This is a genomic window from Wolbachia endosymbiont of Armadillidium vulgare str. wVulC, from assembly GCF_001027565.1.
GTDB lineage: Bacteria > Pseudomonadota > Alphaproteobacteria > Rickettsiales > Anaplasmataceae > Wolbachia.
In genome coordinates this window covers 140,582-154,129 of the sequence record NZ_ALWU01000010.1, presented here as the reverse complement: position 1 = coordinate 154,129, position 13,548 = coordinate 140,582, and the positions used below count along the sequence as shown (strand labels likewise).

Annotated in this window: 9 protein-coding genes and 3 pseudogenes; 4 read left to right on the top strand and 8 right to left on the bottom strand. The window is 34.5% G+C overall.

The window, feature by feature from the left end; all coding sequences use genetic code 11:
- The first annotated feature begins 40 nt into the window (after positions 1 to 40).
- The 3 genes from wVul_RS06310 (at position 41) to wVul_RS06300 (ending at position 3,807) form a co-directional block, all read left to right on the top strand.
- The gene (locus wVul_RS06310; RefSeq protein ID WP_179943866.1) at positions 41 to 1,279 is read left to right on the top strand and encodes an MFS transporter; all 1,239 of its coding nucleotides are present in this window, start codon (positions 41 to 43) and stop codon (positions 1,277 to 1,279) included.
- Positions 1,251 to 2,528, top strand: coding sequence for a serine hydroxymethyltransferase (glyA, locus tag wVul_RS06305; protein ID WP_047759614.1), 1,278 nt, complete (start codon positions 1,251 to 1,253; stop codon positions 2,526 to 2,528). The genes wVul_RS06310 and glyA overlap by 29 nt, the downstream gene beginning before the upstream one ends.
- 79 nt (positions 2,529 to 2,607) lie before the next feature.
- The gene (locus wVul_RS06300) at positions 2,608 to 3,807 is read left to right on the top strand and encodes a phosphoglycerate kinase (RefSeq protein ID WP_179943869.1); all 1,200 of its coding nucleotides are present in this window, start codon (positions 2,608 to 2,610) and stop codon (positions 3,805 to 3,807) included.
- Positions 3,808 to 3,829: 22 nt separating this feature from the next.
- Here the strand turns inward: wVul_RS06300 and wVul_RS10580 are convergent.
- Together wVul_RS10580 and wVul_RS09055 are read right to left on the bottom strand one after the other, a co-directional pair.
- Positions 3,830 to 4,295 (bottom strand): annotated as a pseudogene (locus wVul_RS10580) (DDE-type integrase/transposase/recombinase); the annotation flags it as partial.
- Positions 4,296 to 4,407: 112 nt separating this feature from the next.
- Positions 4,408 to 5,513, bottom strand: a protein-coding gene (locus wVul_RS09055) for an IS3-like element ISWpi17 family transposase (RefSeq protein ID WP_153295427.1) whose coding sequence is annotated in 2 segments (ribosomal slippage) — positions 4,408 to 5,240 and positions 5,240 to 5,513 — 1,107 coding nt in all. Because the reading frame shifts where the segments join, the coding sequence is not laid out codon by codon here.
- A 321-nt stretch (positions 5,514 to 5,834) separates the two neighbouring features.
- Here wVul_RS09055 and wVul_RS06280 point away from each other — a divergent pair.
- Positions 5,835 to 7,315, top strand: a pseudogene (locus wVul_RS06280) (recombinase family protein).
- A 67-nt stretch (positions 7,316 to 7,382) separates the two neighbouring features.
- Here the strand turns inward: wVul_RS06280 and wVul_RS09050 are convergent.
- The 6 genes and pseudogenes from wVul_RS09050 to wVul_RS06260 all read right to left on the bottom strand — a co-directional run bounded on the left by wVul_RS09050 (position 7,383) and on the right by wVul_RS06260 (position 13,390).
- Positions 7,383 to 7,568 (bottom strand): hypothetical protein, encoded by a 186-nt coding sequence (locus wVul_RS09050; RefSeq protein ID WP_153295649.1) that lies wholly within the window; start codon positions 7,566 to 7,568, stop codon positions 7,383 to 7,385.
- 113 nt (positions 7,569 to 7,681) lie between these two features.
- On the bottom strand, positions 7,682 to 9,901 hold the full coding sequence (locus wVul_RS09045) for an ankyrin repeat domain-containing protein (RefSeq protein ID WP_153295647.1): 2,220 nt from the start codon (positions 9,899 to 9,901) through the stop codon (positions 7,682 to 7,684).
- Positions 9,902 to 10,560: 659 nt separating this feature from the next.
- Complete coding sequence (locus wVul_RS09040) at positions 10,561 to 11,715, bottom strand: hypothetical protein (RefSeq protein WP_153295644.1); 1,155 nt, start codon at positions 11,713 to 11,715, stop codon at positions 10,561 to 10,563.
- Positions 11,716 to 12,111: 396 nt separating this feature from the next.
- Positions 12,112 to 12,276: pseudogene (locus wVul_RS09035) on the bottom strand (TomO hydrophobic C-terminal domain-containing protein); the annotation flags it as partial.
- A 12-nt stretch (positions 12,277 to 12,288) separates the two neighbouring features.
- Complete coding sequence (locus tag wVul_RS06265) at positions 12,289 to 13,113, bottom strand: hypothetical protein (protein ID WP_153295640.1); 825 nt, start codon at positions 13,111 to 13,113, stop codon at positions 12,289 to 12,291.
- Positions 13,073 to 13,390 carry a hypothetical protein gene (locus wVul_RS06260; RefSeq protein WP_047759610.1) on the bottom strand — a complete coding sequence of 106 codons (318 nt, stop codon included), beginning with the start codon at positions 13,388 to 13,390 and terminating at the stop codon, positions 13,073 to 13,075. Before wVul_RS06260 ends, wVul_RS06265 begins: the two co-directional genes overlap by 41 nt.
- Positions 13,391 to 13,548: the final 158 nt, after the last annotated feature.

Below are 13,548 nucleotides of genomic sequence, written 5' to 3'. Positions count from 1 at the left end.
TAACTAAAGTATCTATAATCCTAAATTTTAGCTGAGATTCATGTTGCAGAGGAATTTTTTAATCTGGTTATTAGCATCGCTATTTTATGCATACCAATATATATTACGCATAATTCCAAACATAATTGCGCCTGGATTGATAACAAAATTTAACATAAGTATTGCAGATGTTGGTCAATTTGGTGGGCTGTATTATATAGGCTATACGCTTGCTCATATACCTGTTGGTCTTGCGCTTGATAGATTTGGGCCAAAGTTTGTTTTGCCTGCATGTATTGTTTTAACGTTTGCTGGGACGTTGCCGCTGATATGCTTTGATCAGTGGTATTACTCAATACTTGGTAGAATGATTGTTGGAATTGGATCATCTGCTTCAGCAATTGGGCTCTTCAAAGTTGCAAGCATGTATTTTTCACAAGAAAAATCAGCAAGGATGGTTAGCTTATCCATAATAATAGGGTTACTGGGAGCAATTTATGGTGGATTACCTCTAGATTTCTTGCTCAATAAATTTGGTTGGAACTATGTTATATACACTTTCTCAGCGTTTGGTTGCTTGCTTGCCCTACTTTTATTCTTAATAACGCCAAATAGTAACATAGAGGAGAGTAGAAATGACAACATACTTCAAGATTTAAAAACTGTACTTTTCAATAAACATATCATTCTAATCAGCTTTTTTGGTGGCTTAATGGTTGGACCACTAGAAGGTTTTGCTGATGGTTGGGCAAAGGCGTTCTTATGTGAAGCATATCAAATGACTGGAGATCTGGCATCTTTGCTTTCCTCTCTTATGTTTATAGGAATGGGAGCGGGATCATTCTTTTTAGCTTATTTACTGGAGAAGTATCCAGACAAACATTACGAGGTGATTATTGCGTGTTCTTTTGCAATGATCGCTAGCTTCCTCTTGCTTTTTACACAAGTTGGCGGTTTATATATTGCACTACCTACACTTCTTGTTATCGGCTTTGCATCTGGGTATCAGGTAATTACTATTTACAAGGCAATAAGTTATGTAAATAATAACTTGGTAGGCTTAGCTACGGCTATATCAAATATGATAGTTATGGTTTTTGGCTATTTTTTTCATACTGGAATTGCAAAGATAGTAGACTTGTGTTGGGATGGGATGGTAATACAAGGAAATCCTGTGTATGGTACTGAGTTGCTAGTCAAAGCAATATCAGTTATTCCTGTATGCCTGCTTTTGGCTGTTTTTGGATTTATGTGGTTAAGGAAAAGGGCTTATGACAAGTGTTTCAGAAAGGATTTATGACTCTGAAAGTAGTCTAAAGTCTTTTGATAATGAAATTTATCAATCTATAGAAAAAGAGCTGCAACGCCAAAAATCGCAGTTGCAACTGATTGCATCGGAAAATTTTGCAAGTAAAGCAGTAATGGAAGCACAAGGTTCTTTTCTGACTAATAAATACGCAGAAGGTTACCCTGGTAAGAGATATTATTGTGGTTGTGAGTATGTGGATGAAATTGAAAGTCTAGCTATAGAAAGGCTTTGTAAGCTGTTTGGTGTTAAATTTGCGAATGTTCAACCTCATTCTGGTTCTCAGGCAAATCAAGCAGTGTTTGCTTCACTGCTTACTCCAGGTGATACAATACTTGGATTGTCACTGAACTGTGGTGGACATTTAACTCACGGTGCAGCACCAAACCTTTCTGGTAAGTGGTTTAAGTCGATTCAGTATACAGTTAATAGAGATACTTATCTACTCGATATGGACGAGGTAGAAAAGCTAGCGCTGGAGCATAAACCGAAGCTAATCATTGCTGGTGCTTCTGCTTATCCAAGAAAGATAGATTTCGAGCGCTTTCGCGAAATTGCGAATAAAGTTGGTGCGTACTTGCTTGCAGATATTGCCCATTATGCGGGACTTATTGCGGCTGACGAATATCCGTCTCCTGCTGAACATGCGCATGTTATGACTTCTACAACTCATAAAACTCTACGAGGTCCTCGTGGCGGAGTGGTAATGACAAATGATGAAGCATTACATAAAAAAATTCGGTCTGTAGTTTTTCCAGGATTGCAAGGTGGACCACTTATGCATGTGATAGCTGCAAAAGCTGTTGCGTTTAAGGAAGCATTAGCGCCAGAGTTTAAAACTTATAGTAAGAAAGTTGTGGAGAATGCAAAAGTGCTAGCTCAAGCGCTGCAAGGGCATAGTCTCGACATTATAACTGGTGGCACTGACTCTCATATAGTGCTAGTTGACTTAAGATCACGAAAATTGACCGGAAAAGACGTTGTGGATAGCCTTGAAAGGGCTGGCATTACCTGCAATAAAAACTCCGTACCATTTGACACAGAGAAACCAACTATTACTTCAGGGCTACGTTTTGGTACCGCTGCTGAGACAACGCGCGGACTTGAGGCAGAAGATTTTAGAGAAATAGCTGATCTAATAAATGAAGTAATTCAGGGATTAATTGATGGAAATAGCACTGATATTGAAAGAGCAGTAAAAAATAAAGTTGAAAGGGTTTGTAGTAATTTTCCTATTTATTAATTTATTTGGCATTCAAATTTCCTTCCTTTACTTTGGATTAAACTATTGTATAGTGATTTTATAGCTCCTTAATTTTATGATAAATGTACCTAGCATAGAGAGTTGTGATTTTCACAATAAAAATGTTCTGCTCAGGGTTGACTTCAATGTTCCTATAAAAGATGAAAGAATTCGTGATTCTACTCGTATTTTAAGAGCGCTACCTACCATTCAGTATTTGGCAAATGCGGGTGCAAAAGTTATTATTATCTCACATTTTGGGCGTCCAAAAGCCAAAGACAGTAACTTATCGCTAAAAAACGTAGTTGAAACTTTATCGCAGCTGCTAAGCAAAGAAGTGGAATTTGTTGATGATTGTATTGGTGAGAGAGTACAAAGAGCAATAAATGCGATGGGTAGAGGAGATATAATATTACTAGAGAATCTGAGGTTTTATAAAGAAGAAGAGCAGAATGACTCAAATTTTGCTAAACAATTAGCATCTCTAGCAGATATATATGTAAATGATGCATTTTCTTGCTCTCACAGAGCTCACGCTTCTATTTCACGCATTACAGAATTTTTACCTTCTTATACAGGATTTTGCTTGCAAGATGAGCTAAAATATCTTGAGCAAGCCATATCATTTGACGCTAAGCCTATTACTGCGATAGTCGGTGGAGCTAAAATATCAACTAAAATAAAAATGCTTATAAAGCTAGCAGAAAAGGTTGATTACCTTATTCTGGGGGGGGCAATTGCTAATAATTTTTTGTTATTTAATAAAGTGAATATAGGCAAATCTTTTTTTCAAAATGGCGTTGATGACCTTTTGCATGATATCGTTGAAACAGCAAGTGAAAACAATTGTAAAATAGTTGTGCCTGAGGACGTTCTAGTTACAGTAAACTCTGATTATAGCACTAGCATTTTAAGAAAAACCGAATCCGTTTTGGACGGTGATATAATTTTAGATATCGGACCTCAAACTTTAAGCACAATAAGCGGTATAATAGCAAGCAGTAAAACTCTACTATGGAATGGGCCTATTGGTGTTTTTGAACATTCAGCTTTTGCAAATGGTACAGTGGAGGTGATGAGAGTAGTAAGTAATTTGACACACAAAGGAAAATTAACCAGCATAATAGGAGGAGGAGATAGCCTATCTGCAGTAAATGCTGCAGGTCTTACCGATAAAGATTTTACGTATATTTCAACTGGTGGAGGAGCATTTTTAAGTTGGCTAAATGGTGATAAGATGCCAGGACTGCGATCGACTGACCTTACCCAGAAAAAGTAGAGAGGAAGTTAAGGCATTTTTATTATGAAAATGATGAATCAAATTTCTCAGGAATGCAATGTAGAATGTCTACGCTGTTTGTTATAAAAATTTCTATGTACTCAAATATAGCAGTTCTAGTTTGCTGAGCAGAGTGTTGCGAAGTATCATCAATAAGAAGCTCCCGTTTGAGTGAGCTTTTCAATAACAGAGTTGTCATAACAACAGCCTGTATGCTGGAAATGATGTTTTTTGTGTTCAGCAAAAACTGATAATTTTTAGAGGTAAACCTTGATCACTATGAAACAGTAGATCTTTGGCGGGTTTGCGTTTATTAACAGCCATAAATAAAGCATCTATAATTAATTGTTTATCCATTGAACTACTCATTAACTACCATACGTGAATATAAGTCAATTATTGCTGCCCAATATAGCCAGCCTTCTTTGGTTTTTATACAAGTAAACCCATACCTTATTGGGCTGGTCCGTAGTAAAATTTTGATCCAGGTATAGTGCACCCATTTGTCTAGACCATTTTTTTCAAAGTGATCCGATTTTTAAAATGAATATGTTGATAAATACGTCGACACACATTTAAAGTATTTATCAACATATTCATTTACTGTTTATGATAATAAAGATCAGCAGGAACTTTATAATGTAGAGTCTGATGTCGCCTTCTATAGTTATACCAAGCAACAAAATCATTTATTATAAGATTCAAATCTCTGATACTATTTGGTCTATAATAATATATAGCTTCTTGCTTTAAAGTTCTCCATAAGCGCTCAACAAATATATTGTCGAAGCAACGTCCTTTATGGTCCATACTGATTTTGATATTAGCACGCTCTAATTCCATAATAAAGTTGTAGCTAGTAAACTGCATCCCTTGATCACTATTAAAAATCTCAGGTTTACCTTGTTTTAGAGCTTCTTTGAGAGTATAAAGGCAAAATCCAGCATCGAGATATGGTGATAATGAATGAGCAATAATATAGCGACTATACAAGTCCATTATTGCCACAAAATAGACAAACTTACCTTCTACCATAATATATGTTATATCAGTAGCCCATACCTGATTAACTCTGCAAATAATCAAATCTTTGAGTAAATAAGGATATATTTTATGCTTTTTTTCTTTAATACTTGTATTACATCTTTTTCTACAATACAGCCCACTAATCTTCATTTTTTTCATAATTCTTAAGATTTTTTTGTGATTGACTACTACTCCACTCGCTATGATTTCAGCAGTAATTTTACGATATCCATAACGGCAATCAGAAGCCAATTGAATCAAATTTGCTACTTCACTTTCGTTATTAATTATAGGCCTATAATATAGGCTAGATCTGCAAATCCCCAATAAATCAGCCTGTTTCCTAATTGACAGATCAGAATCTTTTTCTATAAACCTTACTCTATCTTTTTTGCTTATTTCAGTAATTTTTTTTTCAAATAACTATTTTCCACTGTCAATTCTCCTATTACTTTATGTAAACTTTCTATTTCTTGCGCTAAGATTCTTTGTTTTCTCGCACTTTCACTTTCTTCAACAAATAGGTCTTTTAACCTTGCCAATACTCTATCACGCCAATCATATAGATTTGTTGATGGTATTTTATATTCACTACATATCTCAGATGTGCTTTTTTGATTTTTTATTGCTTCCAAAGCTATCTTTGCTTTTAACTCTGGTTCATATTTTTTTGTTGCCATACTTTTACCCCTTTACCTTCCTACTCGGATTAACCATTTTTTTTTGGTCTAGTTTATGGGGTGCATTATAGAAAATGGAGAACAGATCAAGGTATCGGTGGTTGAATGTCATGCTGATGGCAGATATTAAAGTAGGTCGTCATGATTTGGTTAAGCTACGCTACCCCGACTACGCGCATAAAACATTGGAAAGCCCGGTGCATAACGAAAGGTGCACGCCGGGTTTGGGAATAGAGGAAGAGGAAACCAATATGAGTAATCATAGAACGGCCTCTTCCTCATATTCACATGCGTGATAAAAGTGGAAATTGAGGAGAGAGAATGCTAAAAGAGGTAAGGTGTGCGATATATACAAGAAAATCAAATGAAGATGGACTAGAACAAAAGTTTAATAGCTTGGACGCGCAGCGAGTAGCATGTGAAAAGTACATAAAGAGCAGAGAAGGCTGGGTAATATTGGCGAAAAGGTACGATGATGGCGGATTTTCAGGGAAAAATTTAGAAAGACCAGCAATAAAGGAATTATTTGAAGATGTAAAGGCAGGAGAAGTAGATTGTGTAGTAGTATATACATTAGACAGGTTATCAAGGGAAACAAAAGACAGTATAGATGTAACATCATTTTTTAGAAGGCACCGAGTAAATTTTGTAGCAGTAACGCAGATATTTGACAATAATACGCCAATGGGAAAGTTCGTACAAACAGTGTTATCAGGAGCAGCACAACTAGAAAGAGAGATGATCGTAGAAAGGGTAAAAAATAAAATAGCAACATCAAAAGAGCAAGGATTATGGATGGGAGGAGTTTTGCCATTTGGGTATGATGTAAAAGATAAAGAGTTAGTAATAAATGAGAAAGAAGCAAAAACAGTGAAGCATATATTTGAAAGATATTTGGAGCTAAAATCAATGGCAGAATTGGCAAGGGAGTTAAACAGAGAAGGATATCGAACAAGGTCTGATATCTTTAAAAAGGCAACGGTGAGAAGAATAATAACAAATCCAATATATGTGGGAAAAATCAGGCATTATGAAAAAGAGTATGAGGGAAAGCATGAAGCGATAATAGAAGAAGAAAAATGGCAGAAAGCACAGGAATTGATAAAGAATCAACCATATAGAAAGGCGAAATACGAGGAAGCACTGCTTAGGGGAATAATTAAATGTAAGAGCTGTGATGTAAATATGACGCTGACGTATGCAAAAAAAGAGAATAAGAGATATCGATATTACGTATGCAACAATCATTTAAGGGGAAAAAATTGTGAATCAGTAAATCGAACAGTAGTAGCAGGAGAAGTGGAAAAAGAAGTGATGAAGAGAGTAGAAGATTTATATGAAAAATGGGGAGAAAAAGCAGAAGAATGGAAAAATTTAAGTTTTGGAAAGCAGAAAGAAGTAATGAAAAAGCTAATAAGAACAGTATTGATAGAAGAAGATGGAATAGAAGTGCATTCTGAGTCAGAAAAGACATTTATACCAATGTGGTTAAAAAAGAAAGGAACAAATGCACAGTAATCGAACCAGAAGGGAAAACAAATAATGCGCTACTGAAAGCAGTGGTAAGAGCTCATTTGTGGAAACGTCAATTAGAGGAAGGAAAATATGGAAGCATAGGAGAGTTGAGTGCAAAAATTAATATAGGTACAAGACGAATACAACAAATTTTAGGGCTGAATTATTTAGCACCAAAGATTAAAGAAGACATAGTGAGTGGAAAACAACCAAGAGGTTTGAAGTTAGTTGATTTGAGAAAAATACCGATGTTATGGAGTGAGCAGATGAAAAGGTTTTCGGCTTAGCATCTTAATTTACAAAAGCAACAGGAGATCGATGTGCCAGAAATTGAGAGAAATTAGTGCTAAAGGCTTAATTATATAATAAAAATAGTGATAATCTTAACTTGCATGTGAAACGACCCCAGAGCTTCAAAATTATTGCGTAAGAGCCTAATGTTCCTGAAAGCCCCTCTCCCGCTGAACCATGTTTTGATGCTGCAGATGAAAAATCATTAACACGGCAAAGACAAGCAATCCTGGCTGGTGTTGCTGGCACAGTGTTATTAGTAAGCAGCGTTGTATCCTATGTCCTGAAAATGCATATCATAGCAGTAGTTGGCGGAATTGGGTTGACTTGTTTAAGTTTTGCGCTGTATAATACTACAAAGCTCAAAAAAATGAACGAGCTGCTTCTCCACTGCCTATAGAAACAGATACATTTGACTTTTTCGTCCCTGGATCTTCTGATTTCTCACAAGCTTTGACAATACCAGCGACCATTAATATAGCTGCTGCTAAAACTGTTAAAGCTAGTGCAGCTACAGGATACGCCAACACACAGGCTGCAATAGCACCAGCTATACATAGCCCAACAACACTTAGGACAATCTTTCCTTTGTGTTCACTCCAGAGGATCATACCGTTAGCATTATTTTCTGCATCTAGTATGTCTTGACGGATCAAAGATGCAATTGCTATATTTTGTAAATCCTTATTTTCTGCATCTGGTATGTTTTGACGGATCAAAGATGCAACTGCTATATTTTGTAAGTCCTTTTTGTCAAATTTTTCTAACTCTTTTTTGAATATATCAGCTTGTCTATATACTATATGTTCTATTTTTCCTGAAGAATTATTATTACTATCCATATTTGTTAAAATACTATACAGCATATTATCAGCACGGAAGACAACTTCATCTTTCCTTTCTTCTCCTTCTTTTTGAGAAGATACAACAGCAAACTTACCGCGCGTAATATTTTCTTCTATCTCTCTTTCTTTACGTTCTATTTCACGTTTTATCTCTCTTTCTTTACATTCTATTCTAAAAGGGAGATAATTTTTAAGCCAATCATATGTAGGAAACGGTGCATACGAACAATTTTTTCGATAAGCTTTAAGCTCCTCCTTTAGTCGGTCTCTGTTATCGCGATTTTTTAATAGATTTAAAACATTTTCTGGACGCTCATTACACAATAAAATAACCCTGTATATTGTGGGAAATTTACAAGATAGCATCTGCTCCATTTTTCCATAAATCTCAAAATCGTCAGGACAATTATCTTTAAGAATACTTTTATTTCTATCACTTAGTTCATAATAGTGTTCTTGTAATAAGTCAATTAACTCACCTATACCAATTAGTTTTCTATCAGAACTTTTATCTTCAAGAATACTTATAATACACTTATAAATACTGCTAAATTCATAACTATCAATATTAGCCTCTTGCTTTAATAACAAACGACACCACTCAATTTTCCCCCTAATTTCGGCTGAGATAACAGGCGTTGCATCAAAATAATCTGCGTACATAAAACTACAAGTTTGTCCATAATGAAGAAAAACTTTACGATAAAGTTTTTCTAACTCTACTAGAGTTTTCTTTATGAAAGTATTACCTTGATTGTCTTGAATACTAACATCAGCTCCTGCTTCTATTAGAACCTTTGCTACCTCTGTACAGCCCTTGTAAGCAGCCAAAATTAAAGGAGTCTTTTTAAATCTATCTACTGCATTAACACCTGCTCCTTGATTTAACAGAATTTTTACTACATCTTTGTGACCCTCCATAGCAGCAAGATGTAAAGGAGTTCTTTTCAATTCATCTACTACATTAATATTTGCTCCCCTACTCAATAGAGTTTCTACTATATTAAAATGATTATTTTTAGCGGCCCAATGTAAAGGAGTATGTCCATCTTCATTATCAATTTTATCAACATACCTAAGTATTAATTCTGCAACACGTACCTCATTCAATCTGCATGCATAACTTAAAGCTGTACCAAGAGGACCAATATCAACATTAAAGTCAATTTTTATACCTTTCCTGTCAAGAACTACTTTAAAACATTCAACCCACTTGAAATCTTCACAGGCATTTGAAACAAAACAGTATAACAAGCGTACTTTTCCAACTTGAGGAATATTTACAAATTGCATTAGAAACTTTTCAAAATCCTCCACTTTTAGTATTAGATTTTTTACCTTTTCTAAATTTTTATCTAGAAAAGCTTTACGCAGCTCAGACTGAATATCACCTGTTTCTCTTTTATCAGTATCGTACTTCTTTCTTTTTTCTGGATCTCCTAATACTTTGTATGCATCACAAATTTCTGTGCTACGTTTGAGTTTCTGTTGAAAATAATCCCACTGCTCTTTTTCTGACCTTAAAAGTGATTTTCCATATCTTAGTTCTTTTGATAGCCTATAGTACTCCTTCCTTTCCTCACCTGGCAGATTTTGCAAAATTTTGTCCTGATGATTCTCTAGTAATAATTTCCTATATGCTGCTTTTATCTCCTCGAAGGTAGCATTCTCTGACACTTCTAATACCTTATAGTGGTCAAACTCAGAGGAACCATTAACGTGATAAAAACTAGGCATAAATTCCTTTAGCAGTGCTGTAACATTTTCTTCGTCATTGATGGTATCACTAACTCAAGTTTTTGTCAATATTAGAAACGCAATTTACATCAAAATTCTCCAACAAAGGGAATAACTAAAAACTGCTGTTAACCTATATTAAAAGCCCGTTCTAATTTAACAAAACACTACGCTTTCTAGCATCAACGAAAATTTATTTATTTACTTTTTTTAAAAAGCATAAAAATAGTACATATATTTGTGAGAACAATTGAAATAAAAGCAGCATTATGAAAATAAAAACGTAAAGTTGTTGCAACAAAGCTCAACAAATTAGTTCATACAAAAATTTAGCCGAAATTGGCCAATTAATCACTTAAAATCCGTATCCGTTCAGGCAATGGCGTCAACTTAAGGAAAAATATCAGCGATCGTGTATAAAATTTCTCTCTAAAACTTTTACCATTAAATTACCTAAAAACTGCAAGAAATAGCACTTTTGTTTCTATTTTATTTCAACAAAGAAGTTGCTAAGGTAGGCTCTTAAGTTGACACCATTGCCTGCCCTGACAGTCCTTCTTTTACTGTCAGTATACTCCAAAAATCATAAGCATCGGAATAACCTTTTAACAAAAAAATACAAAAGGAAGGTAAAAGATCTTCTGCTTGGGCTTTTGTTATCAAACTTTTTCAGGTACTTGTTGGTTAAATACTTTTAAGTCAGGTTTATCTAGCTTATCACTAGGCTTTGATACTGAATATGTAATACCACCAGCAATAACTCCTATTACTAACGCAGCTGCTACAGCTATGCCAGCTATAGCCAATATTGATAACTCAACGCCGGCAATACTGCATCCAATACCTATTGTCAGTGCAGTTATAATACCCAAAGTAACACCAGTTTTTATTGCTTTGCTAGTTATAGTTTCTGCCTCTTTTAAAGGCTGTATTATATTTTCATCTTTAGCTAGACATCTCGAAGTTTCACCACACTCATTCTTTATTGTAGAAGAGGGATTATTTGGCTCTTGAACTTGAATTGTTGCTTTTCTTAAGTTTTCTATATCTTCATTACTTAAATATCCAGCGATCTTACGACTAAACGGACCTTCTTTCCCTACACGTTTAGCAAATATCTTACCTATAATTATCTCAGCTATCTGCAAAGCATCCAATCTCTGATTTCCTATTTTGAGTTGATGCTTTAGATCATTACTATATATAGGAAATTTACTTTTATAGTCACCTTCTGATGTTTTTAATAAAACTCCCTTCCATGCACTATATGCTAATTCATTACTATCACCTGTCAAAACATTGTAAAACGTAACATTATTATGAATCTTTTCTTCCTTCATTCTTTTTACTTCATCTAGACATCTATTCCAATATTCCGACTGTTTTGTAATACAAAAGTAATCAACTGAAAAAAAGGACAGTTCTACTATTTCAGATAGTTTGGGCTCAAATTCATATACTGCTAGAAATTTTACTATCTGCTCATAATCCTCTCTTTCTGGACACGCGAGAGAAGGTGGATTAGCGAAAGTAGCTCCTCTATCTGATAGAGCTCGCAATATTTTTAGACTCCTATTTGTAACCGCTCCTGTCAACAACTTGGTACCTAAAGTTATATAACCATCGACATTGAAAGAATAATTTATATCAAAATTATATCTCTTCCACTCTTTATATACATCTCCACTTTTTTCTTTTAATTTTTCCTTTATTTTATCGATTACATTATGCTCATCTAAGCTACTGTCACCTTCTACCGTATTAAATATATATCTCCAATCATCAATGCCAATACAAGTAATACGACCACCCATAATCTCCTCCCACTAAAAAGACAATATAATTTAACTATTACATATTTTAATAAAAGAATCAAGAAAGAAGTAATAAATTAACATAAAAAATGGAGGTTTGACATGAGTCAAAAAATAGCAAATAGAACTACCGGTTTGGTAGACTATAAAGAACTAGAACTATCATCGATAAGAGAAGCTGACAGAAAGATAATTTCTTTGGAAGAGTCTATAAATTATTAAATCTTCTGTAATTCTTTAATCTCACTTATGAAAAGTTAGTAAATTCAACACTCCCACTAAAATTGGATAAATTGATTACAAAAAAATAAGATTTTCAGTAAGTTGCTTGCATAGTTGGCCTTTCATAGGTAGCCATGTAATAAAGCCAACCCTCCTGCTTCTCCTTACCTTAAGTTATAATTCTGCCACTGTTATTTGATTCACTACAACTTCAGCATTGCTATCTTTAAGTAAATTTGCAGGACTATTACAATAGCATATGATTGCAGCAGCAACAAGACAACAAGCTCCAACTGCTATTCCCACTGCTAACATTTCTAAGTAAACTGCAATAGCTACACCTAAAGCAACTCAAGCTATTGTTAGCGTGGAAGCAGCTACAATAATTTTCTTTTCAATTCGTGGAGCAGCATTATTATCATCTCCATCAATTTGAGCTTCCGTTTCTCTTGCGATATTCTCCTGCTGATTAAATAGCTCTTGTGCAAAGCGTTGCATTACTTCTATCTCTGACAATCCCTCGATAGCAAGAGCGTATTCACCTCTACTTGGTATGTCTTTATTGTAATTCTGTAAAACACCCTTAATATTTTCGCTAAAGTATTTATTTATCTCTGCTAGAATTTTTTGCTGTTCAAAGGTAATTTCTTCAGGTTTAGTAGTATCTACTATAGCTATAGCTAATACAAAATCTCCAAGAGCTTTTTTTAATTCTGGATGAAGTTCCACATGTTGAATTAGCTTATTAGCTAAACCTTCCATAAATGGCTTAATATTTTCTTCTGTAATAACATCTTTTCGTGCTTCTAGCTCTTGTTCTTCTTTTAAATATTGATCATATTGTGCCACGATTTTGGAGCTAATTTCGTTTATACTACCAATAATTTGGCTCCATGTACCTTGTAGACAAGCACTGCTATTTTCACCATACGTTGTTGCTGCTATATATATTTGTTTTAGAAGAACGAACTCTTTTTGCTCTCTCCAGACCTTTTCTATATCTAGACCACTGATTTCTTTAAACAACTCATCTACTTTTCTATCTTCGTCTATATCATTTAATAATCCATGTAATTCTATTTTATTAAACTGTTCTTTATTGAGAATTACGCTATTTCCAAGTTTTTCTTTTACCTTAGATAATTTGCTCATTACCAAACTTGGGTTTTGCTCCATAAGAGTAACTAGCAATTCTTTTTTTTCTTTGTAATGGAACAGAAAAATTATCAATAAGTAGTTTTATATAACCTATAGATTCAGGTATAGTAATTTTTGCGTCATCCCTTGCGTAATCATACTGCATCCTCTCTGTAGGGTATCCCTGGTCATATTCCCCGTGGCAGTTCTTTCTTAAGTACTTCTGCTCTAGTGCTTGCTCGGCTTTATCAATAACAGCCTTAATAAATTCTTCATCACCTGGTATAGGATCAGTCTTACGTAATGTTTCCTCCATTACACTTCTTTTTTCATTATCAGTTAAACTAAGAAGTCCTAGCCTTATTTCATCATTCTGATATTGTTTTAATAGCTCTATACTTTCTACGTAAGAAACCGCTGCTTTTTTTAACTCTTCTTTATTGGCTTTCGTGGATTCAACCAGTTTTTTAGCAA